The 23,681-nt window shown below is 36.2% G+C and carries 21 protein-coding genes; 8 read left to right on the top strand and 13 right to left on the bottom strand.

Features of this window, described 5'->3' with window-relative positions; translation table 11 throughout:
- The first annotated feature begins 329 nt into the window (after positions 1-329).
- The 8 genes from IMPJCBKJ_RS19785 (at position 330) to IMPJCBKJ_RS19750 (ending at position 8,591) form a co-directional block, all read left to right on the top strand.
- Positions 330-1,301, top strand: coding sequence for a flagellin (locus tag IMPJCBKJ_RS19785; RefSeq protein WP_166341750.1), 972 nt, complete (start codon positions 330-332; stop codon positions 1,299-1,301).
- Between the two features lie 431 nt (positions 1,302-1,732).
- Complete coding sequence (locus IMPJCBKJ_RS19780) at positions 1,733-2,707, top strand: flagellin (protein ID WP_166341748.1); 975 nt, start codon at positions 1,733-1,735, stop codon at positions 2,705-2,707.
- 162 nt (positions 2,708-2,869) lie between these two features.
- Entirely contained in the window at positions 2,870-3,841 is a 972-nt protein-coding gene (locus tag IMPJCBKJ_RS19775; RefSeq protein ID WP_166341746.1) for a flagellin, read from the top strand.
- 85 nt (positions 3,842-3,926) lie between these two features.
- The gene (locus IMPJCBKJ_RS19770; RefSeq protein ID WP_166341744.1) at positions 3,927-4,343 is read left to right on the top strand and encodes a flagellar protein FlaG; all 417 of its coding nucleotides are present in this window, start codon (positions 3,927-3,929) and stop codon (positions 4,341-4,343) included.
- A gap of 24 nt (positions 4,344-4,367) precedes the next feature.
- A complete protein-coding gene (gene fliD, locus IMPJCBKJ_RS19765) occupies positions 4,368-5,768 on the top strand; it encodes a flagellar filament capping protein FliD (RefSeq protein WP_166341742.1) in 1,401 nt (466 codons plus the stop codon).
- Between the two features lie 31 nt (positions 5,769-5,799).
- Entirely contained in the window at positions 5,800-6,228 is a 429-nt protein-coding gene (fliS, locus tag IMPJCBKJ_RS19760; RefSeq protein WP_166341740.1) for a flagellar export chaperone FliS, read from the top strand.
- The gene (locus IMPJCBKJ_RS19755) at positions 6,212-6,511 is read left to right on the top strand and encodes a hypothetical protein (protein WP_166341738.1); all 300 of its coding nucleotides are present in this window, start codon (positions 6,212-6,214) and stop codon (positions 6,509-6,511) included. Before fliS ends, IMPJCBKJ_RS19755 begins: the two co-directional genes overlap by 17 nt.
- Positions 6,504-8,591, top strand: coding sequence for a 6-hydroxymethylpterin diphosphokinase MptE-like protein (locus tag IMPJCBKJ_RS19750; protein ID WP_166341736.1), 2,088 nt, complete (start codon positions 6,504-6,506; stop codon positions 8,589-8,591). The genes IMPJCBKJ_RS19755 and IMPJCBKJ_RS19750 overlap by 8 nt, the downstream gene beginning before the upstream one ends.
- A 35-nt stretch (positions 8,592-8,626) precedes the next feature.
- Here the strand turns inward: IMPJCBKJ_RS19750 and IMPJCBKJ_RS19745 are convergent, their stop codons facing one another.
- From IMPJCBKJ_RS19745 to IMPJCBKJ_RS19685, 13 genes are read right to left on the bottom strand one after another with little or no spacing between them, the layout of a single operon-like run.
- Positions 8,627-9,697 carry a DegT/DnrJ/EryC1/StrS family aminotransferase gene (locus tag IMPJCBKJ_RS19745; RefSeq protein ID WP_166341734.1) on the bottom strand — a complete coding sequence of 357 codons (1,071 nt, stop codon included), beginning with the start codon at positions 9,695-9,697 and terminating at the stop codon, positions 8,627-8,629.
- 8 nt (positions 9,698-9,705) lie between these two features.
- Entirely contained in the window at positions 9,706-10,569 is an 864-nt protein-coding gene (gene rfbA, locus IMPJCBKJ_RS19740) for a glucose-1-phosphate thymidylyltransferase RfbA (protein WP_166341732.1), read from the bottom strand.
- A 10-nt stretch (positions 10,570-10,579) separates the two neighbouring features.
- Complete coding sequence (locus tag IMPJCBKJ_RS19735; protein ID WP_166341730.1) at positions 10,580-11,608, bottom strand: SDR family oxidoreductase; 1,029 nt, start codon at positions 11,606-11,608, stop codon at positions 10,580-10,582.
- On the bottom strand, positions 11,605-12,591 hold the full coding sequence (locus tag IMPJCBKJ_RS19730) for a glycosyltransferase (RefSeq protein ID WP_166341728.1): 987 nt from the start codon (positions 12,589-12,591) through the stop codon (positions 11,605-11,607). The genes IMPJCBKJ_RS19735 and IMPJCBKJ_RS19730 overlap by 4 nt, the downstream gene beginning before the upstream one ends.
- The gene (locus tag IMPJCBKJ_RS19725) at positions 12,591-13,334 is read right to left on the bottom strand and encodes a phosphocholine cytidylyltransferase family protein (protein ID WP_166341726.1); all 744 of its coding nucleotides are present in this window, start codon (positions 13,332-13,334) and stop codon (positions 12,591-12,593) included. The genes IMPJCBKJ_RS19730 and IMPJCBKJ_RS19725 overlap by 1 nt, the downstream gene beginning before the upstream one ends.
- Entirely contained in the window at positions 13,331-13,930 is a 600-nt protein-coding gene (locus tag IMPJCBKJ_RS19720; protein WP_166341724.1) for a gamma-glutamyl-gamma-aminobutyrate hydrolase family protein, read from the bottom strand. Before IMPJCBKJ_RS19720 ends, IMPJCBKJ_RS19725 begins: the two co-directional genes overlap by 4 nt.
- Positions 13,927-16,248, bottom strand: a complete 2,322-nt coding sequence (locus IMPJCBKJ_RS19715; RefSeq protein WP_166341722.1) for a PEP-utilizing enzyme — start codon at positions 16,246-16,248, stop codon at positions 13,927-13,929. Before IMPJCBKJ_RS19715 ends, IMPJCBKJ_RS19720 begins: the two co-directional genes overlap by 4 nt.
- Complete coding sequence (locus IMPJCBKJ_RS19710) at positions 16,241-16,753, bottom strand: adenylyl-sulfate kinase (RefSeq protein ID WP_166341720.1); 513 nt, start codon at positions 16,751-16,753, stop codon at positions 16,241-16,243. The genes IMPJCBKJ_RS19715 and IMPJCBKJ_RS19710 overlap by 8 nt, the downstream gene beginning before the upstream one ends.
- Positions 16,750-18,297 carry a CDP-glycerol glycerophosphotransferase family protein gene (locus IMPJCBKJ_RS19705; protein WP_166341718.1) on the bottom strand — a complete coding sequence of 516 codons (1,548 nt, stop codon included), beginning with the start codon at positions 18,295-18,297 and terminating at the stop codon, positions 16,750-16,752. The genes IMPJCBKJ_RS19710 and IMPJCBKJ_RS19705 overlap by 4 nt, the downstream gene beginning before the upstream one ends.
- A 6-nt stretch (positions 18,298-18,303) precedes the next feature.
- On the bottom strand, positions 18,304-19,068 hold the full coding sequence (locus IMPJCBKJ_RS19700) for a class I SAM-dependent methyltransferase (RefSeq protein ID WP_166341716.1): 765 nt from the start codon (positions 19,066-19,068) through the stop codon (positions 18,304-18,306).
- Between the two features lie 9 nt (positions 19,069-19,077).
- A complete protein-coding gene (locus tag IMPJCBKJ_RS19695) occupies positions 19,078-20,577 on the bottom strand; it encodes a CDP-glycerol glycerophosphotransferase family protein (RefSeq protein ID WP_166341714.1) in 1,500 nt (499 codons plus the stop codon).
- Positions 20,574-21,671, bottom strand: coding sequence for a biotin/lipoyl-containing protein (locus IMPJCBKJ_RS19690; protein ID WP_166341712.1), 1,098 nt, complete (start codon positions 21,669-21,671; stop codon positions 20,574-20,576). The genes IMPJCBKJ_RS19695 and IMPJCBKJ_RS19690 overlap by 4 nt, the downstream gene beginning before the upstream one ends.
- A gap of 2 nt (positions 21,672-21,673) precedes the next feature.
- Positions 21,674-23,602, bottom strand: a complete 1,929-nt coding sequence (locus tag IMPJCBKJ_RS19685) for an alpha-ketoacid dehydrogenase subunit alpha/beta (RefSeq protein ID WP_166341710.1) — start codon at positions 23,600-23,602, stop codon at positions 21,674-21,676.
- Positions 23,603-23,681: the final 79 nt, after the last annotated feature.

The following is a 23,681-nucleotide window of genomic DNA, read 5'->3' as shown; positions in this document are numbered from 1 at the left end:
ATTTAATGAGCTTAACCTACAAAACCTTCCTTAAGATTCACACTTTAAAAGTGCTTTTAGTGCTTTCTTTTTAGTATTTATATCTTTAGCAAAACATCGTGATAGCGCCTTTTAAAGTAACAAGAAGCGATGTTTAGTTAAAAAAATAAGATATTTCTCTTTTAAATACAGTGTATTAAATAAAATTTTAAAATTTGTTTAAAAATTTGCTAAAGGATTTTTTTACCGGACCGATAACTTAATTAACCAAGCAACGTAGCAAATAACCGCTACGGCTTAATTAGAGTAAGTTTGAGAGTAAATGATAAGTTTACTTCGGGAGAAATATCATGGCACTTTATGTAAATACAAATGTTAGTTCATTAAACGCTCAAAGACAATTAATGAATTCTGGTAACTCACTTGACACTTCATTCAAGCGTTTATCATCAGGTTTTCGTATCAACAGCGCAGCTGACGATGCGGCTGGTCTACAAATTTCAGACCGTTTAACGTCACAAATTAACGGCCTTAACCAAGGTAACCGTAACGCAAATGATGGTATCTCTTTAGCACAAACAGCTGAGGGTGCTCTTGATGAAGTAACATCAATGTTCCAACGTATTCGTACTCTTTCTCAGCAAGCGTCAAATGGTTCAAACACTGATGAAGACCGTTTAGCGATTCAAGAAGAGATTCGTTCTCTTTCATCAGAAGTTAACCGTGTTGCTGCGGATACAACGTTTGGTGGTCAAAACCTTCTTGATGGTACTTATTCAGCAAGCTTCCAAGTGGGTGCTGATGCAGTACAAACGATTGGTTTTAGCATGCAGTCTGTGGGTAGTTCTTCAAACTCACTAGAAGCAAATGGCGGTTTTACTTTATCTGGTATTGCTAATGTTGCATCTGCGGTAACCTCTAGCAACCTTGAAAGTTCACTAAACGGCTTAAGTGATGTAAATGGTGCAGGTACTGCAGCTGCTGCTGATTATACATTTGCAAGTACATTTACCGCTACTGGTATCTCTGTATCATCACAAGCAAATGCACAAGCAGTATTAGCAGGTATGGATGCACTAATCGCTGTAGTTGATAAAAAGCGTGCAGAGTTAGGTGCGGTACAAAATCGTTTCCAATCTACGATTCGTAACCAATCAAATATCTCTGAAAATCTAAGTGCAGCACAATCTCGAATCAAAGATACAGATTTTGCTCAAGAAACAGCTAACTTAACTAAGATGCAAATCTTACAACAAGCTAGCCAAACAATCTTAAGTCAAGCTAACCAACGTCCTCAAGCAGCATTAAGCTTATTAGGTTAATAGTTGGGGATTTGAGTTAAAGTGAAGCCAAAAATTTGACTCAAAAGAAAAGCGCCTTTGTCTAATGGGGTATTAACAAAGGCGCTAAGATAGGATTATAAAGCGGAGGCGCTCAAAATCCTGACAGTAGTGTTCTAACATTTGTAAGAACATAAAATATAAAGCACAGATTATGCCATAATTTGTGTAATTAAACCCACTCTTAAACTTATCTCTCTTAAGGCTCCTACATGGAGCCTTTTTTCATTCCTTTTTTAACAAAATTAATAGTTGGCCTATTAATTGCTCTATTTACTGCAAGTTAATTAACTAACCAGCAAAGTGGCAGTTTTTTGCCCCAGGCGACTTAGATTTGCCGCTGTAAGGGTCACTTTGTCAAATTCACTTTTAAATAAGTGACTTTACTTTGACAGATAAGAAGAGAGTTTATTATGGCTTTATATGTAAATACTAATGTTAGTGCATTAAACGCACAAAGACAGTTGGATAGAACCGGTGGCGATTTAGATACCTCGTTTAAACGCCTTTCATCAGGTCTACGTATTAACAGTGCGGCTGATGATGCGGCTGGTTTGCAAATTTCTGACCGTTTGCAATCGCAAATCCTAGGTTTAAACCAAGGTAATAGAAACGCTAATGATGGCATTTCACTTGCGCAAACTGCTGAAGGTGCATTAGAAGAAATTACCAACTCATTTCAAAGAATTAGGACTCTATCTCAACAAGCCGCTAATGGTTCAAATACTGATGAAGACCGCTTAGCGATCCAAGAAGAGATCCGTCAGTTGTCTTCAGAGGTTAACCGTATTGCCGCAGATACAACCTTTGGTGGCCAAAACTTATTAGATGGCAGCTATTCTGCTAGTTTCCAAGTGGGTGCTGATGCAGTGCAAACAATTGGCTTTAGTATGCAGTTTGTTGGTGCCAGTACTAATGATATTTCACTTAATGGTGGCTTTACATTATCAGGTATTGCCAATATTGCTTCAGGCGTAACCGGTGCTAACTTAGAGAGTACGCTAGCAGGTTTAAGTGATGTAAATGGTGCAGGAACTGCAACTGCTGCTGATTACACTTATGCTAATGCATTTATTGCGTCAGGTATTTCGGTATCAACACAAGCTAATGCGCAAGCAGTTTTAGCGGGTATGGATGCAATGATCGCAATTGTTGATAAAAAACGTGCTGAGTTAGGTGCAGTGCAAAACCGTTTTCAATCAACAATCCGTAACCAAGCGAATATTTCTGAAAATTTATCAGCTGCAAAATCACGTATTAAAGATGCAGATTTCGCAGCAGAAACAGCAAATCTGACTAAAAATCAGATTCTTCAACAAGCAAGTCAAACAATTTTAGGTCAAGCAAATCAACGACCTCAAGCGGCTTTAAGCTTACTACAAGGTTAAAATTTAATAATTAGTTAAAAAATTTACAAATAAAGCTAAAGCTTTCGCTTTATCGGACGATATATGATTTAGAGAACTATCAATCTAGGACTCTAAGTCGGTTAAGTAGCAGGGTAGGGGTATCCCGCTGTTTAGCTATAAAATGATAAAGCGGAGGCTAATATGGCTTTATATGTAAACACAAATGTGAGTTCTTTGAACGCACAACGCCAGTTAATGAATTCTGGTAATTCACTTGACACTTCATTCAAGCGTTTATCATCAGGTTTTCGTATTAATAGTGCGAAAGATGATGCTGCAGGTATGCAGATTTCAAACCGTTTGACCGGTCAAATCAATGGTTTAAATCAAGGTGTTCGAAATGCTAATGATGGTATTTCACTTGCTCAAACTGCTGAAGGTGCTCTTGACGAAGTAACTTCAATGTTCCAACGTATGCGAACCCTTGCAAGCCAAGCATCTAATGGTTCGAATACTGATGAAGACCGTTTAGCACTTCAAGAAGAGATTCGCTCTCTTTCTGAGGAAGTAAACCGTATTGCTGAAGATACAACATTTGGTGGTCAAAATCTTCTAGATGGTAGTTATGAATCTAGCTTTCAGGTAGGTGCTGATGCGGTTCAAACTATTGGCTTTAGTATGAAATCTGTTGGCGTTACAACCAATTCTCTTGAAGACAACGGTGGCTTCACTCTTTCTGGTATCGCAAACATTGCTTCAGCAGTAACCTCTAGTAATTTAGAAAGCTCACTAAATGGCTTAAGTGATGTTAATGGCGCAGGTACTGCAGCTGCTGCAGATTACACGTTTGCAAGTACATTTACAGCAACGGGTATTTCTGTGTCTACACAAGCTAACGCGCAAGCGGTTATGGCTGGAATGGATGCATTAATCGCTGTTGTTGATAAAAAGCGTGCTGAGCTTGGTGCTGTTCAAAACCGTTTCCAATCAACAATTCGAAACCAATCGAATGTTTCTGAAAACTTATCAGCTGCTCAATCACGTATTAGAGACACTGACTTCGCGGCAGAAACTGCAAACTTAACTAAGATGCAGATCTTACAACAAGCAAGTCAATCAATCTTAAGCCAAGCTAATCAGCGTCCTCAAGTTGCGCTATCTCTTCTTGGTTAATAGATAGGTCTAGTTGTCCACTACACTGAGGAATTTTTTAGTGTAGTGGCTTATACTGTATAGAAGTGATTGTGAGGTGAATGTGATGATAGATATTAATTCTACACAGCGAGCTTCGGATAGCGTAAACCCTGTCAATATGGTTTCAGTAAAGTCAGTTAATGCTGATGAGAAAGAAGCCAAAGGCACAGAACTTGCTAGCAGAAGCCCAGTAAATATCGAAAAGGTTCAAGATACTGAAGGTAAAGACAAGAAGGATATTATCGCCGAGGTAAAAGAAAATCTCGCTAAGGTGAATGAATATATTCCTGTTACTGCACCAAACATGGTTTTTGAATTTGACGAGTTAGGTGATCCACCAATTATCAAAGTAATTGATAAAGAAAGTGAAGAAGTGATCCGTGAAATTCCAACTGAAGAATTTCGTGAGGTCGCTAAAGCTTTAGAGGAGTTTGCCGATAAATTAACTAGTAAAGGTTTATTGTTAAATCGTTCTGCATAACCGTAAGTTTTTGGGAGTACTATTATGCCACTTATCACATCAGCAGGTGTAGGTTCAGGCCTAGACTTAGAAAGTATTATTTCAGCATCTGTATCAGCAGAAAATACTCCGAAAATGGCTGCATTTACTGAGAAAGAAGAGGCTCTTCAAGTTGAATTGTCTTCTCTTGGTGAAGTTAAGTCTGCAATGTCGAAACTGCAAGATACAATTGAGAAACTTGCTGATGAAGACAACTTCAATAAACGTACAGCAAATATCAAACAACCGACAAGTGATGATGGTGATCTCATTTCGGTTACTCCTACTTCAGATATCACCCCAGGTAATTTTAATATTGAGGTAGTCGAACTTGCTCAAGGTAGTCGAGCAACTTCAAATGCTGGTCTATTTACTTCGACAGATGATGTTGTATCTGCCTCAGGTGGAACTTTATCATTTGCTGCTGGTGATAAAAGCTTTGATCTTACCTTAGATGCAGGTGCTACGTTGGCAGATTTACGCGATGCAATTAATGATTCTGATGATAACTTTGGTGTCACTGCGAATATTATAAATACTGGAACTGAGTCTAAACTAGTTTTAACCTCTTCTGTTAGTGGAACGGGGAATGATTTAGTAATAACGAACGATAATGCAGAACTAGATAATGTTTCAACAACTGCAAATGGTGGTGGTGCAGGTGGACTAGCTATTGCGACTGATGACCAAGCAAAAGATGCGGTTATTAAAGTTGATGGTATTGAAATCACTAATGATACGAATACCTTTAAAGATGCTGTGCAAGATATGACAATTGTTGCGAAGCGACAAAGTGTTGACGGTGAAGCAGCCAAGCTATCTGTTGAATTTGATAGAAGTAGTGTTACTAAGTTGGTTGATGAACTAATAACAAACTATAACAACTTGATTGGTCAAATCGGGCTTCAGACACGAATAGGCAAACCTTTAAACGGTGACGCAACTATTCGTTCTTTTGACTCACAGTTAGTAAACACGTTATCTACGCAATTAACTGATGCTGGGCCTTTCTCAAGTATATTTGATATTGGTTTAGGTGTAGACAAAGATGGGTATCTAGAAAAATCTAGCCTAGTTCGCAGTTTGAATGAAGCAATGGACGAGAATTTCGATGATATTGGCAAGGCTTTTGCAGGTGAAAATGGTATTGCAACAAAATTTGAAGAGCTGCTAAGTAATTACGTTGATAAAAACGGAATTATGAAGCAAAGAGAAAATAGTTTAAACCAGCAGCTCGACGAATTAGAAGATGATGTAGCAAACCATGAGTATAGAATGGAGTCTTTAGAAGCTAGATTAAGAGAGCAATATGCAGGTTTAGATGTGTTGTTAGCACAAATGCAATCAACACAAACTTATTTAAGTGCTCAATTATCAAGTCTACCAGGCTTCACTAAGTCTTCTTAATTCACTCCCCTCATAGATTAATAGGTGATATATGTACAACGCCAAAGTTAAAAATTATCAAAAAGAAGCACTTAAAACGCGAGTTGCAGGTGCTGACCGTTACGAAATTATCCAAATGTTGATGGCTGGAGCTGTAGAAAAAATGGTGTTTGCCAAAGTAGCCATAGAAAAGAAGCACATGGAAGCAAAGAGTGAGCATATCTCAAAGGCATCTGCGATCATTGAAGCTCTTCGTGGCTGTTTAGATTTTAATGTTGGTGGTGAGGTGACTGAGAATTTATATTCACTTTATTCTTATATGATCGAACGTTTGGTTGATGCTACCATGAAAAATGACCCTGAAATAATCGACGAAGTCTCAGGACTATTAAAAGAAATAAAATCTGCTTGGGACGCAATTCCATTTGAAGTTAGACAACAAACTCTCTCTGAAGGTGATATGAATGCAACTGCAGGCTAGTAAGCTTCACGATCTTGAGTTGTATATTAAAGAGTTGTCAGATACAGATAATATCGAACGGCAAGTTGAAGCTGCAAAAAAATTAGATGCAGTGCTAAAGCAGTTATTCACAAGTGAGTTAGGTGACTCTGATATTGAAGCTTTATCAGTAATATATGAGCAAATAAATGCTTTAATTACTAAAGTGAGTGAACAAAAGGAACTTACTCGCAATAAGTTGATCGAATTGAAAGCTGGCAATAAACAAGCAAAACTTTACAAGTTGAACAAAGGTTATGAATAATAAAAATGAGTCGCTAAAAGCTCTGTCTGAATTAGAAGAACAATTACTAACGGCTCAAAAAAAAATCGCTCTAGAAACAGACTTTCAGCAGGAAGCAAATTTCAGGTTCAAAAAGAACTTAGATAAATTTGAATCACATTTCCCTAAAATAGCTAAAGCGATTAAAGAATATACTCCACCAGAAAATTTCCATATAAAGGTGACAGAATCCGGCCATGGAAACTTTAAGCCACATAACAGCGATGTATATCTTTATTCAGAAAATCCGCTAGAACAGGCTGAGTCTCAGGTAGATGGGGCTATAAATAAGCCATCGTTTACATTATCTGACTATTCTCGATATAACCCTAAAAGTACAGATGAGCGTATTCACATTCGATATATGAACTATTTGGGTAAACTTCTTTCAGAAAAGAAGGAGCAGAAGGATGATAGAAAGCACTGGTTAAAAGCATTGCCATCACGTTTTCCAAGTGCCATGGTGTTTGGTGTTGGCTTAGGTTATCACCTCCCTATTTTGTTCGAACGCTGTGAGTTTGACTATACGTTTATTCTTGAGCCTGATTTTGAGGTGTTTTTCGCTAGTTTATTTTGTACTGACTGGGCAGAGTTAATTACTACGATAGATGAACAAGGTGGCTGTTTATTTTTATTAGTTGGTGTCGAAAAAGAGTTACTTGTTACTGAGCTTCGCAAAATTACAGAAAGTGTTGGTGCTTTTTCATTGGTAAGAAGCTTTTGCTTCCAGCACACTCCTATGCCAGAAATCAACAAATTGATTAATGAGTTCTTTAGGGAATATTTTCAATTTCAATTTGGTCATGGTTTTTATAATGATGCAGTAACTGGATTAGCGCATTCATATTTTCATGAGTTAAATAAGCAGCTTTATTTTGATGCAAAGAACCTGATTTTTGATAAACATTTTCAGGTACCAGCCATCATAGTAGGGAATGGACCTTCATTGGATGAAGCAAAAGATTTTATTATTGAAAATCAAAATAACTGTATTATTTTTGCCTGCGGGACAGCACTTACTTCATTGCTCAAAATGGGGGTTAAACCGGATTTTCATGTGCTCGTAGAAAGGCCCTATCGGAACTACCAAGTATTGTTTGATATGGCGACTGAAGCTGAATTTAAAGAGCTAAATTTACTCTCAATTAATACAGTTTACCCCGATACTCCAGGCCTTTACGGATGGTCAGGGTTAGCGCTTAAAGGTAATGAAGCTGGTACAGATTTACTACAAACAAATCGCATCCTAAGCGGTTTAAAGCCACTTAGGGAAATAACCTTCTGTAACCCTTTAGTTGCAAATACGGGGCTATCTTATGCCTTACATTTTGGTTTTAATGAAATTTACCTCGCAGGCGTTGATAATGGCATGTCAGAATGCGGTAAGCATCACTCTGAGCTAAGTGTATACGGTGATAATCATAAAGGTAAGCTTAAATTTGTTCCGCAAAAATCTGATGGTGCACATTTAAAAGGTAATTTAGGTGGTGTTGTAAAAACAAATCAGACGTATCGAGTTTCAAATAAGCAACTTGAAGAGATTGTAAGGATTAAGCCAAAAACTGTTTATAATATCGGTCAAGGTGCCTTCATTAAAGGCACTATACCATGTGAGTCTGATATGCTTCTGCCAGTGCCGACGCTAAAAGAGCCAAAAAAAGAGATAGTTGATAAAATCAAAGGTGCCTTCACCACCTTGGGTTTAAAGTCTTTTTCGGAAGAGTCTATTCTAAAAGAGAAAATTTTAAGCATTTTTGAAGAAGTCATAACAATGGCCGAAGAGCCTTGCTGTTCAACAAGTGAGGCTGCGAATGCACTGCGTCGCCAGGAGCGTTATGTTTTTTCATTTAAAGGTACAATGCTTAGTCATGCATTTCATATTTTCAAAGGTTCATTACTTTATTATCACTGCCCGATGGTAACGAACTTGTTTAAATATGAGGAGCAAAAAGGACTGGAAATCTATAATGAAATTAATGAGCTTTGGATCAATTACTTAAAAGAAATGCGCGATCACTTTGCTCTTTATGCGACAAAGAAATGCGATTGGGAGTTTTACTAGTAATAGCACTAAGGTTGAAATTCAACCGGTATTTTTTACCGGTTGATTGTTTTTAAAATGATATCAGTTGCTTTTATAACTACTTTCAAATCCAATGTTGGGAATATAGGTAAGCACATTATACGGCGGCTAATATCGTCAGAATGCTCAAGAGCTGGCTTATTATAGATAGTATTGAGTGTCGGGTAGAAATAGCGTCTTGGAACAATAGATTCTTTTTCTAATGCAGAAATAATATTAAGTAACTCTTTTTCAGTCTGACATAATATTGGGAAATACGAAAAGTTTTGCGTTGTATTCGGTGACCATTCTTGAAAATCAAAAAAACTCTTTAACCTATCATAATATGCTTGCCAAAGAGTGCGTCTTAAGTTGATAATTTCATTAATCTTAGGAAATAAAGCCAGACCCATAGCAGCCTCAAATTCATTCATTTTTGCATTTGTTCCAGGTCCTTTAATTGTGCCATTTGACTGAATCCCAAAATTTATAATTTTTCTGATTTTTGATGCAAGCTCATCATCGTTAGTAAAAAGGGCCCCACCTTCAATTGTATGAAATAACTTAGTAGCATGCAGGCTCGTTACAGAAATGCTCCCAAAATTGAACACAGATTGATTTTGTGTCTTTATACCGAAACAGTGGGCAGCATCATAAATGATAGGAATATTGAAAAGTTCTGATAAATCAGCAAATTTGTTTAGATCACATGGATTTCCATACACATGTACAGGTAAAATTGCTGCTGTATTTTCATTAATCTTCTGCTCAATTAATTGAGGATCTAAATTAAATGTTTTTCGGCAAATATCAGAGAATACTGGCTTTCTTCCTGTGAATTCAATTGCTTGTGATGTCGCAGCAAATGAGAAAGGGGATGTGATTATTTCACCTTCCTTCGCCACCGCTTGAATAGCAACTTCAAGAGCCGATGTTCCACTAGAAACCAAAATAACATTTTTACATCCCAAAAAGGCAGATAACTTTTGTTCTAATTCTTGAACAAGCGGCCCATTATTTGTTAACCAATTTGAATCGTATATTCGATCAATGTATTGATCTAGAATAGCTCTATCTGGAAGAATGGGTTTGTGAACATTGATCATTTTGCGCCTTAATTCTTAAAAAGTTCTGTGAGGTAGTGTATATAATCGTCAGGTAAATGGTGGGCTTTTTCGAGAACTTCATCCGGTGTTAACCAGTTGTTACGCCAAGCAATTTCTTCTAAACAAGCAACTTTAAATCCTTGCATCTTTTCAACTGTTGCAACGAATTGAGATGCTTGCAATAAGCTATCATGCGTGCCTGTATCTAGCCAAGTAAACCCTCGGCCTAGAATTTCTACTTTAAGTTGGTCTTTTTCGAGGAAAGCTTGATTGATTGATGTTATTTCTAACTCTCCTCGAGGCGAAGGCGTTACATTTTTTGCAATATCGACAACTGAATTCGGGTAGAAGTATAAGCCAGTTACAGCATAGTTTGATAACGCGTTTTTAGGCTTTTCAATGATAGAAATAGCTTTATAGTCCTGATCGAATTCGACAACACCAAATCGAGAAGGATCATTAACTTGGTATGCAAACACTGTAGCTTGTTGCTTATTCTCGAGGGCTCTCGCAAGCTTTGGGCTTAATCCTTGTCCCCAGAAAACATTATCTCCTAAAATAAGCGCTACGTTATCATCTCCTATAAAGTCAGCGCCTATTATAAAAGCTTCAGCAACACCTGTTGGTTGTTTTTGTATTTCATATTGAATAGAAATACCATATTGATTGCCATTACCTAATAGTCGCTGAAATAAGGGAAGATCATTTGCTGTTGTTATAATGAGAATATCTCTAATCTTTGCAAGCATTAATACTGAAAGAGGATAATAAATCATAGGCTTATCATATATAGGGATAAGTTGCTTAGATACAGCAAGTGTGCTCGGAAACAACCGAGAACCAGTACCCCCAGCTAAAATTATTCCTTTCATATCTTATTCCTTACAAATCAAATAACTTACCGTCAAGTTTTACATTTTCCAAAAGAGTATTCCAAGTAATCAGTTTTTTGTACCACTCTAGTGTGATGCTTTGATCCGTTTTATAAAGCGACTTATTGTTTAAACGTGTAACTAAATCGATCACTGCTTTTTTGGCATCCCATTTAGGTTGCCAATTTAGTGTCTGAGCCAGTTTTTCGAAGTTAACTTGATAACTTCGGTGGTCAGGGTCTCCATACATTTCAATATCAATAGCCTCTTCGCTATGTTCTAAAAATGTTTGTTGGATGATTAAAGCAAGCTCTTTTAATTGATAATTTTGAGTGTTTGAACCGGCGTTAAATATTTGCCCATTAATTTTCTTTGGATCTGCTTCAAGTAATTTACACATAATATCTGCGGTGTCTTCAACATGAAGCATTGGGCGGAATTGATCTCCATCACGCATTAATGGCAAAACTTTGTTATCAAAGGCACCAAGCACCATACCATTGATTGCTAGATCAAAGCGCATCCTCGGGCTATAGCCATATATGGTTGCCTGACGAATAACTGTAACGCAAAAATGTTCATCGGCGAGAGGGATAATGCGCTGCTCAGCCAGTTCATTTGCTTTTGCATAAGTTGTTAGAGCATTTGTATCTGAGCTCTCATCAACAATATCATTTTGAAATCCGTATATACTGCAACTCGAAGGAAGTATGTATCTTTTTACTCCCATTTCTTTAGCTAAACTGGCACAGCGCACTCTGCTATTACAGTTTATATCTATAGTTGTTTCTTGAAATAACTCCCCACTCGGGTCATTAGAAATAGCCACTAAATCAATAACAGCGTAGACATTTTCTAAGAGATCCTTAGTTATTTTTCGTGCATCTAATTTTAGCTTAACAAGATTAGGATGGTCTTTTAAATGATCACCAAAGAAAAAGCGATCTACAGCGATAACATGATAATTTTCATTGAGTAAAGTGGGCACTAAGGTGCTGCCAATATAGCCTGAGGCGCCTGTAACTAGAATTGATTTCATTTTAGTGCTCCTTGAGCGTTATTCGAAAAAGCGGCTGAGTTAATATAACTTAATGCAGCTTCAAAGCTTTGTTTTGCTAACTTAAATAGAGTTTCATGTCTGTTATCAAAGAACTTATCGCCATTTGAAGATTGCTTGATAAGATTTGTAAAAAGTTCCGGCTCATTTTTTTTCGCAAAATAAATGGCTGCAGCAAAATAAAAATGCATTTTCCCACGGTTGACGATTTCAATATCGCAACCTAAAGAATGTGCATAATCACAAGCCATTAATATATTTTGCAGGCACTCTAATCTACGCTCATTTGATTTAGCGTTTTGGCCAGAGTAACTTTGTTCGTGTTGTCGATAAGCACCCAATGTTTTCATTATTCTGCCGAAGTTACCTTTAGATGCAGTATGAACATGGTAATAAAAATCTTGGATGTAGTTTAAGTTTGTTGGTAACAAGTTCTCCTTAAAAGCAGATGCAATAAACATCTGGCTTGAAGCAACTAAAAACGTACCATATTGAACTAAGTGTGCCATTTCAGCTTTATCAGGAATATATTGTTGATTGTAAAACTGCTCAAAGTAGCTTAAACCTAAATTTGTTGAGTCTTTATCAATCATTGCCATATCGTGATAGCAACAGCTACAATCTGGATTGTTCTCTAGATAATCATATTGGGTTTGTAATTTATTGGCATAAGCAACATCATCGCCATCTAAAAATGCGATATATTTTCCTTGTGCGAGAGTACAAGCCAACTGTTTTGTTGCATCAGAGCCTTTGTTAGTCTGTTGTTGAATAAACTTAACCCTTGGGTTGTTGCTTATAAGCGAATGTATAATATTGGCTGAATTATCAGTAGATGCATCATCAACAATGATCACTTCGAAATTAAAATCAGTATTTTGAGATAAGATACTTATAATACACTCACCGATATAGTCTTCAAAGTTATAGCAACTTATCGCAACAGAAACAGCAATATCGTCCATTATGATTGCTCCCAATTAAACAATTCAGTTTGTTGGTTCGCAACTTCCAAGTCAGTCAGAGAGTCAATTTCAAACCAATTATGGCTGACTTTATGTGCTATAACTGGAAAACCTGTTTCAATTAAAGCTTGAAGTAGACTTGTCATATCAAACTTTGCTATTTCAGAATCATTATATTTAGCTAAATATGCTTTTATGCTTTGCCAACCCTTAGGTGTGATTTTGATTAAACCTAAAAACTGCCCTTCAATATCTGATAATGATAATGGTCGCTTTCCAATTTCTGTAATGTGATTTTTCTCAGATAGCTTAAATGTTTCAGCGTCAGTTAGAGGGTTTTCAAATCGTTGGGACCATTGAGACAACCAGTTGCTATCATATGCTACGACAATATCGCCTGGTACTTGAGACAAACTTATAAGATCGTTTGGGTGATACACGATATCCGAGTATGAAAGGATAACAGGTTCACTTTGAAAATAATCATTAGCTTGTAATAACGAGCTAACCATATTTGTATTTTGCCAATTCTCATTGGTAAATGTCTGCTGAAAAAAGGCTGCTATTTTATCAGCATTGTAACCAAGTACTGCGGCTTGAATTGACACTCCAGCTAGCTTTTGAGCTTGTTGTTGCCAAAATAGAATTGGCTTGTTCTGAACAATTGTCATACATTTTGGTTTTGATTCTGTTTGGTGCTCTAAACGAGAGCCTCTTCCGGCAGCTAAAGTCAGAATTTTCATTGTAGAACCTTAAAAAATAGATTTTTCATGAGGTTTATATTAAATGTGTGGTCGTTATTAGATCTTTCTGGGTGCCACATTATCCCAAGCCATTGATATTTCTTATGTTGCATTGCTTTTATAACACCATCCTCTGCCGAGCTAAGTGTAATATAGTCATCCGTACAATGGTCAAAACCTAAATTATGGTAACTGTTTTGAGAAGTCACTTTATCTGCAAACATAACAGGGTAATGCTTTGCTACATGGCCATTTACCTTTTTTAGCTCTCCGCCTGCTAGCAAGTGCATTGCTTGCATTCCTCTACATACGGCTAATATTGGTAAATGTGTATATTTGGATAAAATGAATGCTTCTAATTGACTACGAGGATCGGTGTCAAAATCTAAAGAGAATTCCCCTCCACCAGTTAAGATAATTCCATCAGGCTTAACTGTTTCGAGTAATTTTTTTGAACTATCTAAGTGATTTGGCAAAATGTGGATGGAGCAGTCAAGCTCTGCTAATAACTCAAACCAAGCGTTATCTAAGCTTGTATGCATTTCATCATATTTAGCCTGATTTAGTTGAGCGACAACTGCGATTTTTATACTCACTGTATCGTCCTCAACTGTTCACTTGCACAAGATATTTCAATCTTATTAGCTTTGCAAAGCTCCTTGAATTTTTCTTCGCCAATACCTATGACTGCGGGAATTCCCATCTCATTTGCCCTGATAGCCATATGGGAGTTACAACCTCCATAAGCAGTGATAAAACCAGCAACACTATGCGAAAAAATCCAGTCATATCCAGGATCCGCGCTTTTTATCATAACTATTTTTCCGGTCAAATCGTGTTCAGTCAAATCACCACTGACAACATCTGATAGGATAGTCTTTTGTGTTATATAGTTAGGTTTAAGCTCAGGAGATTTGAAAAAATCAAAGTCACTTAAACTTGTAATTAATGGAGGTAGGTGGATTTGCTGAGCAAGATTGTACCTCTTTTTTCCTTCTTTTATTGAATTACGTAATAAAGTTTCAAAATCATCAGCGCTAGAGTAAGCATTGTAAATAATATTTATGTTAGCAAAAGATAACTCTTCTCTAGAATAACCGTATTGTGCACCTAAGCTTGCAAAAAGTTCCAAAGCATCACTTAATGACTTTGAAAAGATAAATTTAGCGTACTCTCTACCTTCGATAGCTGAGCGTATAAAGTGAAATAGAGAATCAACACTGTGTGATAAGTTATGTTCTTGAATCGCCTCATTTAGTTGCACATAGCTTTCTTTATCAATATCAAACTCTTCATGCGCGCTCTTTGATTTAACAGTTTGTGTGGAATTAGAAAAGTACTGTGCATCTTGGCTGTCATATCGAGGTGACGTAATTTCGTAAGTACCTGGTCTTAAATGCCCATAATGAGTTAAAAAGCTGTCTAATGGCATCCGATTAAAATCTTCACTCATTTGACCACTTACTGTTGTTAGTGAATTCAAAAAAGTATCAACTTGTTTTTGGCATAAAAGAGACTTATTCACCATAGAGTTAAGTAGTTGCACAGCTATAAATCCAGCCCTTGCAAGACCTGCAAAAGGTAAGGTACCGTAACGCTTGCAGTCTTCTAACAGCCAGTAAATTTGTGCTTCTTTGGAGTCGATACCAGACAATATTTTTTTCTGTCTTTCTTTTAGCTTTTCTATTTTGTGTAGATCTTGTATCCAAAGACCCGATCTTGGATTTATTATTTGATTAGTAAGCGCGAGCAAATGCTCTTTTAAAGTAGATAACTCTTCGTCGGTAAACCCTTTGCTTTTCATACTTAAAAGTCTTTCATGAATGTCAAAGGTATAGCAACTTTGTACAATTTCGAATTCGACTTTATCGTGATTATTTGGTTGTGTTTCAAGTTGCTCTATATAGTGTTCAACGAGTTTATCACATAAGCTATTCGGCAAATTTTTAGGTAGAAATGAATTAAAGCTAACTCTTACATCTATATAAGGTAATCCAAAAAAGTCTATTAGTAGAGGGAAACTACGCAGATTTTTGTAACCATAATTATCTCGTTGATATGCCCACGTTGAATCAGTAACCAGTTCTTTATATAGGCTCAATGATAAAGGTTTAGGTTTTACGCCTATGATCTCTGCAGGGTTCCAATCAGGCATGATCCCAAAAATAGATTTCTTCCCATGAATAATCGGAGAAGGAATTGATAGATTTGTAAAGTGACTTTTAGCTTTCTCTATGACATGCGAGATGTTTATATTATTACTCGTGTTAGGCTTTACAATTAAAGGCCTGACTTGCAGTAACCATAATTGATCGTTTGTATCTATCGCATATTCTAAATCTAAATTTTCGTTTTCAAAAATATTCTCTAGTTCGATAGCTAGTTTAATAATCGGTGAATAGAAAACATCATCATGTATCGTTTCTAGCTTTCTTCTTATATAGTAGGTATCTACAATTTTATTTCCAGATGTAACACTGTCAGTTGCTCCACTTGAATCATTTTCTACAACATAGTAAGGAGCCCCAGAGTCAGCAACTTTACTAAATAATACGCCGCAGTGTTTTATTTTAGGCAAGCTTGGTTGAATTAAAACAATTTCGTGCTCATTTAGGTACGTTTTATAACTTAAAAATACATCAAGAATAGATGATTTTAAGTTGTCTGAAATATTAGTAAAAACACTTAAAAATGCGCCTGCATTCGATTGAGCGTGACTATCTTCAAATGTACATGAACTTCGAATGATCAACTCATTTCCAAGGTGAGCTAAACGAGCCTTCAGTTTAGCATCATCCATATCATTGAATTCAGACCAACTTATCGTTTCTAAAGGTAAAACTCGTGCACTATCAAGTTTATCGCTTAGTGATCGCAAGGTTAGAGCTTTATTTTGGAAATATAACTTAGGCATTTTGTATTCTTTGTATTATTTCATTAAATATAACTTGAGTGTTTAACTTCAAGTCATCTTTAGTTCTATTATCGATTGAAAAGTTGGGTGTTATTGGAAATTGAGCAGCAATATCTTTGCCAACAAGCCCACCATGCTTCTTCTTTGATTGTGTATACAGGCCCTTTTGATCTCTTGTTAGTAAAGTGTCAAAACAAGGCTTTATAAATACTTCAATGTAATTTTCATTATTTTGCTTGTTCCAGTTATGAACATCATGAAAAAGAGAAACTGTTGCAACAATAACTATATGACCTTGATCACTGAGTAATTTAGCTAATTTAGCATATGTTTTTGCAAGTGTGATTCGGTCAGATTCTTCATATGAAAAGTTATCAAATACTTGGCGAAGTGCATCTCCATCCAAAATGATTGGATTTATCTCATTGCTCTCAAGTACTTCTTTCAGTGCAAGAGAAAGAGTTGTTTTGCCTGAACCTGGTAATCCCGTGATCCATATGATCATTCGCCTTTTTCCTTTAAGTAATCTTGTAAATACCACCAATCTGGGTGCTTTTTGCCTGATAAAATATAATCTAGGTTTTCTAATAAGTACTGTTCAGAATGCCCCTCATTGAAGATAATTCCATCTTTACTAGGAGGGACATGTTTGTTGTTTAACAAGATTTTTTCTAGGGTCTCAATTAAGCCATTAATATTATCGACACAATAACCAATTTTTTCTCTGTCTTGGATGTATCGAATATGACCTAAATTATCCTTTAAGGCTTTTTGGTCCGGTGAAAAGAAAATAACGGGTTTACCAGTGGTCAAGAAATAAGAAAATGCAATTGCCGAAGTATCAGAAATCATAACTGCTGATTTAGCAAAGCTCTCAATATAATTTGTTTTGTTATTATCTAAAACACATTTAGGATGATTTTCACACAGTGTTAAGAGTTCTCTAAAGGCTTGAGCCCTCTGGGTTTGAATACCTGATGCAATCAAGTCTAAATCTTCAGGGTGAGGCCTGAAAATTAAGGTCCGCTCAGGAAATGCCTTTAAGATCATAGGAATAAACGTAACAGCTTGGATGATTGAGTATGTGTACTTTGTATCGTTAGCAGTTAGTAATGAAGATAATGTCGGTGCATAAATTATTGCTTCTGATTGGGTTATATTCTTAATTTTTTCGTACTTCAATAAATTTTGATCATGCCTTGGGTACCCACCTGGAATAAGTACAACATTATTTGTTAACTTCTCTTCTAAACAGATCCTTTTATGGAGTTCTAAACTAGGTTGAGATGCAAGGAATATATAATGATTTTCGGCTTGTTTAATACCTTTTGCAGTCTCTTTAGAGAAAAGTAAAAAATCATATGCCATGTGCATCATGGTTAGCTTGGTCGTAGCTTTTGGGCTGCAAGGGTAGAAGTTTGTTGTAATTGCAAGTTTGGGAAAATCACACTGAAGCATAGTCTCTTGACTCATGTATATATAGCGCTCAGCGTTTTCATTAGGGTAGGGGAGCTCATCACTAAATGTGATAACATTATACTGACTTTCAAGTAGTGCTGGTAGATTACCTGTATGTTTTCTAAACCCCCCACCTCTTCCAAGGTAATAAAAACCAATATTATCTTTATCTCCTTGGATAAGGTGAGAAATTCTTTGCTCTCTTTCTGAAAAGAAATCGCTTTCAAGAGCTGAAAACGATTGGTAATCATTTTTCAGAAGCGAAACTGTTAACGATTTGTTCTTTTTTAGCATAGTGTCAAGCAAAACAGCCGCAGAATCATAGACTAGGGGGATTATTTGATTAGCCTTAAAGCCAAGCTCTAATAACTCATCTTTGATTTCACTAATGTATGGCTCAACAGAGACCGCTAATAAGACCTTTGACGTATTTTGTGGGCTCAAATTTTCAAGCGGATAAACGTTAATACCTTTGAATGGTGCTTTAACTTGACGGTCATAAAGTTGAAATGGGAGCTTATGTTCTAAAAATGAGTTCGCCACTTTTTGACCAAATGAGCCTGCGCCAACAATCGCTAAATTCAGTTGCATATTAAATTACCCTTTTCTTGCTACCCAAGCTCGGGTTTTGTATTGTGCTTCAATCACTTCAATAGACGATAATTTGTCTTTTATAAAATTAATAAACTGTGAAAATTTACTTTCGCCAAGCTGAACTCTGATATCATTTACAGATTCCCATACACCAATGTATTCTTCTTTGGTGAAAGTTTTAGTATGGCGACCTTCAAGGTATATTACTTCTTTGAAAAATGGTGAATTCTCAAGTTGTTGAAAAAGAGTATTAGTTATGCCAGAAGCCCCAGACGAAACACGTTTCATATCTGGTCTTAATTCGTTTAAATAGTTTTCTATTTCAACTAAAAGTGGAGAGTTGTCAATGAAACGAGGGTTCCAAAGGGCTACAAATAATCCGTTATCCTTTAATATTCTATTAAACTCAGAAGTTCCTTTCTCAAAATCGACCCAGTGAAAAGATGATGCCATTGTAACTAAGTCAACAGAATTTGAATCTAAAGTAGTATTTTCACCATCGCCACAGATCCATTTTATGCTTTCAATATTATGAGACTCTGCTTGCTCTCTCATTGCATCATTTGGCTCAACTCCGTAAATACTATTAGGCTTTTTAGAGTTTAGCATTCTTGTCCAAATACCTGTTCCTGCACCTACGTCAACTGCGTCAACTTCTGAAGCTGGCTTCATTAATAAGCCAAAAATTGCGTCAAGAACTGTCGTTGAATAGTCAGGTCTTGTTGCATTATATTTTTCTGCTAGATGAGTAAAGTCACCATGTTTCATTTTTTTCTCCTAAAAAGTTACCCAGTTATTAGGTATATTATTCTGTTTTATGGAATTAATAGTTTTAATCACGCAAGCTTTAGAGTTACTTAAGTTAAAAACTTGTAAGTGTTTTAGTTGTTCAATTTGATTAATAATATCTTCACTATTAAGCAGTAACGTTGAAATTGCACTATCTAAGTCATTTAAACTTGCACAAATTACGCCAACTTTATCCCTATCTTTTACATACGAAAGGTGAGCCCATTTTTCTTTTAATTCCTTTTCTTGAGGGGATAAGAAGAGAACTGGTTTTGATGTTGTAAAAGCGTATGTGTAGGCAGTTGATGATGTATCCGAGATCAAAAACTGGCTTTTCGAAAATAACTCTATTTGAGAGATGTTCGGATCTACAAGGGAAACTCTTGGGTGTGATCCTGCTAGTTTTATTAATTTCTTTAATGCAGTTTTCTCGTCGGAATTACTCCCTTCTTTTAGAAGAACTAAATCATCAGGGTGTGGTTGTAAAATTAATTGATGGCTGGGAAGTATTTCTAAAATTCGCATTAGATATTCTTGTGCATCAAGTAGACTAAAACCTTCAGAGGCCTCAAAATTAGGGGTTAGTGACTGTGTTGGAGCATAAATAATTAGTTTTTCTTCTGCTGATATAAGTTTATATTCTTTGAAGCTTTTAATGTTTTGGTCTAGTTTTGGATACCCAAAAGGCAATAGTGTTACCTTATTGCGAAGCTTTCGATTTGACAGTTTCTCTTTAAAAAATGTCATACAGGCTTCAGTCGGAATTGCGATAAAGTGATGTTTAGGGCTGTCAATTTCATCAAAAATAGATTCCCTAAACATCATTGAATCATAAATAGCATGTAGCAATGTTAGGCGCTTTGTAGTCGCTGGGGCGACATTAAAAAATTGCGTCGTGATAACCAGTTCACTTTCAGCCGACAGCATACCTTCTTGACTTGCGATCTTATGTTTTCCTAGTTTAGGGTACTCCCGATCAGTTACTAATTCATAATTGATTGAGTTTATGTCTAAAATTTTTCTAATCGGATTTAGGTGCGATAAAAATAGTGAGCCTCTACTGAGTAAGCGGATACTAATTGAATTGTTATTAAGTGTGCTCACCCTAGTTTGTAATTCATATTGCGAAAACTGGCCGTTGCATTGGGTAAGTTTTTTTATATTTTCAGTAAAGTTTTTTTGTAATGTGGACTCTAAATAGACACAACAGGAATCATAGTAAAGGGGGATAATGTTTGATCTCGCTACACTTACATTGACCAACCTTTCAATGGCGTTTTTTGTGTATACTTGGTTGGAAATTGCTGTAATAAAAAGGGCGCTTGGGTCAAACACTAATTCGCTTGCTTTAGTTACAGGTAATTCCATTAAGTCTTCAGTACGAAATTCGTCTATAAAGCCAACAACTTGAAGCGGAAATTTTTTTAAGCTAATAGCCAGCTTTTCAGCAAAGCTACCTGCGCCAACTATATAGATGAGGTTTTTCATGAGAGGGTGTAGTTCGTTTTCATTTTTAGTTGGCTATTCGCATTTATCGATTGAGTAATTATACAACCAGATGCTATCGAACTATTTTGACCAATATGAACATAGGGCTCAATCACGATACCTGAACCTAAAATGCATCCTGATTCTACGCTGACACTGCCAGAAAGTGATACTGAGGGGCCTGTACTTATGCAGTTTTCAATCTGGCAATCATGTTCAATAACAGTATTTGAGCTAATAAAACTGCCAAACCCGATAGTTGTGTTAGTGCCAACAAAGCAATTTGGCCCAATATAATTACCAGTACCAATATTAACGTTTTCGTCAAAAATTACACTTGGGTGTATGGCGTTAGCTAGAGGAATAGCTAATTCGCATGCGAGTTCAACTACTTTTTTCCGTGCATTAAGGTTTCCGATACTGCAAATAATTGCATTTGCACCATGTTTTCTTAACACACTTTTAATGTCTGCTATTTTACCGAGAACAGGGTAACCCATGTGAAAGCTATCCTGTTTTTCTTCTGTGTCATCAACAAAGCCAACTATGCTGCAATTGTCTTTAGTGTGAAATACACTTAATAATTGGCCTGCTGCTTTTCCCGCACCAACGATAAGTATTTTTTGTTCTTTGCTTTTCTTTATTAAAATATCTTTATGATTAGTAATGAGTTCATTTAATTTTTTGATCTGAAATGACTGTATTACTTCTGTGGTCACAAGTTCATAATCAGAAAAGTCATTAACGTTTAAGTTTAATGACTTTAGCATTTCAAATGCAGGTGATGTGAAATGCTCAGGTTTATCAAGTGACTTTGTTGAAGCTGGAGTATTCTTTCTAAGTTTATAGTCTTCAATATTATCAGATACTTCAGCAAAAGTTGTTCCAACCTCCACATAGTCATTTTCAGAAAATAATAAATTAATATATCCAGCTCCAGATGAAGTAAGCTCGAATATAGCTTTTGAGCCTTCAATTAAAGCGATGGGTTGTCGTGACGAGACAAATTCATCCTGGCTTACAAGTAGCTCTATAACTTTGACGCGTTCATCATTAGCTGCGCTGCGCTCTACTTTTATTTCTGAATTTGCCATTCTTAATGATTCCAATTTAATACCGTGTAAATTATTTTATCTCTATTAGGTAATTGATCTAATTCGATATTCAGTGCACTTGATATGACACTGTCATCAGCGGAAATTGCATTACTTGTAAACTCAATTCCTTTACTGTGCAATTGCGCAATGCACTGAGAAGAAAAGTTAGCAAAATCTGTGCCTTCTTCTACACAAAGAAGTTTTGATGTTTGGTTTAGAGATTTGGCTAATAGTACATCATCAAAAGGGTATAATTGACTTGGGCAAATTATTTCAGCTGCAATTTCATGTTCGAATAATAAATGACTTGCTGCTTTTTCAGCATGGGAAAGCATTCCTCCGTAGCAGAGTAATGTTATTTTTGCAGTACACTTGGGTTTGATTATTATCGTTTTTGAATGACGACAATAAAACCTTTCAAAACCAATTAAAGGTTCTACAGGCTTTGCGTAATCTGATTTATTTTCCAGTATTAAGGTTGGCTTGTTTACTGAGTAAATTCCTTTTAGTGCATCTTCACTCAATAGATAATTTATAGCAAATACATTCAGGTTTGGGATACCTAAAAAGTGTTTTTCAGGGCTTTGACTATGAGTTGCTCCATAGCCTCTTCGACCACCCGTTGGTGTTCTAATTACTAAAGGTAAAGAACCATTCAATTTGAATAACGCGCTAAATTTGCTTGCACTATTTAGTAGTTGGTCAAATGTAAGTGTCAAAAAGTCGGCGAACATAATTTCAACTATAGGTGAAAAGCCCGACATTGCCATACCAATAGCCTTGCCAGTAATTGCTGATTCACTTATAGGTGTATTCCATACTTGTTCAGGGTAACGAGTTGATAGTCCTTCTGTTATTTTAAAAGCCCCACCGTAAGGAGACTCTATATCCTCACCAAAAATAACGCAATTTATATTACTTTTTAGAAGATTATCTAATGTTTTATTGATACGTTTTTTAAGTAGCTCTTGGGGATTAGTAATAGGATGAATCGATGGCTTTTTTAAATGAATGTCATTAGTAAAATAGCTAATAGATGCAACGGGCAGTTGCTCAGAGTGCTCGAAGCTAGCTTTTATTTGATTGGTTATTTCTTCTTCTATTCGTTGCTTGTTTTTCGGTGTCAAAGAGTTTAACCAATTATTTAAAGGGTCTTTTCGCCAGAGGGCTTTTAGTTCTTTTTCGCTTCGAGTGTCGTCACCTTTAGAATGGGAATGGAGCCTTTGAGTATGTACCAGGTGGAAGACTGGAGTATTTGTTCTGACTAAACTTGCTGCTTCTTTTGTTGTTTCTATATGCTTTTCGAGCTCATTTGTTGAGCTCTCAAATATCGCTAAACCAAAACCCTCAGCTCTACGAGTTAGGCTGCCAGTTTGTACTGTGGAAGTAACAGTTGATTGCGAGATATTATTTGATTCACATATTATGTACAAGGGTAACTTGTATACTTGGGCAAGGTTCATTGCTTCATAAATAACACCCTCGCCAAAGGCTCCGTCACCTAAAAAGAGTGTAACAATATTATTATGCTTTTTTTGTTTTTTTGCGTAGGCGATTCCACAAGCTATTGGAGCTGTGCTTCCTAATATACCATTACTAAGAAAGCCATCGATATACAAGTGTTGACTTCCTCCATGGCCACCACAAATCGCAGATTGCTTGCTTGTTAATTCAGCGAAAAATTCACTTAATAGGTTTGGGAAGCAACTTAAAAAATGACCGTGCCCTCTATGGTTTGAAACAATAAAGTCGCCTTTTAAATAGGCATATTCCGCAATGGTCGCACCCACTAACTCTTGGCCAATACATGTATGGATGGTGCCGTTTATTTTCCCTTGATCGAATAATTTCAGAAGATGTTGTTCAGCACTTCTTACTAATAAAGCTGTTGACCACAATGTCTCAGGGATTGAAAATGTGTTTTTCATAATAAAAATTAAGATTATGGTATGCTTATAGCATAGTAAAACATTTATGAATTAGTGCCAAGTTATTGAATATTCTATG

The organism is Pseudoalteromonas sp. MB47 (assembly GCF_011319765.1).
GTDB classification, from domain to species: domain Bacteria; phylum Pseudomonadota; class Gammaproteobacteria; order Enterobacterales; family Alteromonadaceae; genus Pseudoalteromonas; species Pseudoalteromonas simplex.
Note: the sequence above shows the minus strand (reverse complement) of the source record. Positions and strands in the feature narration are given on the sequence as shown.